The sequence below is a fragment of the Pseudoalteromonas sp. S16_S37 genome (assembly GCF_014694405.1).
Lineage (GTDB): Bacteria > Pseudomonadota > Gammaproteobacteria > Enterobacterales > Alteromonadaceae > Pseudoalteromonas.
The window spans coordinates 1-239 of sequence record NZ_JAAUWV010000249.1; the positions used below are offsets into that span (position 1 = coordinate 1).

The following is a 239-nucleotide window of genomic DNA, read 5'->3' on the forward strand; positions in this document are numbered from 1 at the left end:
TTCTGGGAAGGGCGCTTTAAAAGTCAGGCGTTACTGGATGAGGCCGCATTAATGGCTTGTATGGCGTATGTCGATTTAAACCCAATCAGAGCAAAAATGGCAAAGACACCAGAAGAGTCAGCCCACACCAGTATTAAAATACGCTGTGCACATGCCACAGAAGGTAAGCAGCCAAAACAACTCGCACGCTTTGCAGGTAGTCCACGAAAACACATGCCCAAAGGGCTACCATTTGAACT

1 pseudogene is annotated in these 239 nt (G+C 47.3%); it reads left to right on the plus strand.

Annotated features, from left to right (window positions below):
* Positions 1–239 (plus strand): annotated as a pseudogene (locus HC733_RS22810) (transposase); the annotation flags it as partial.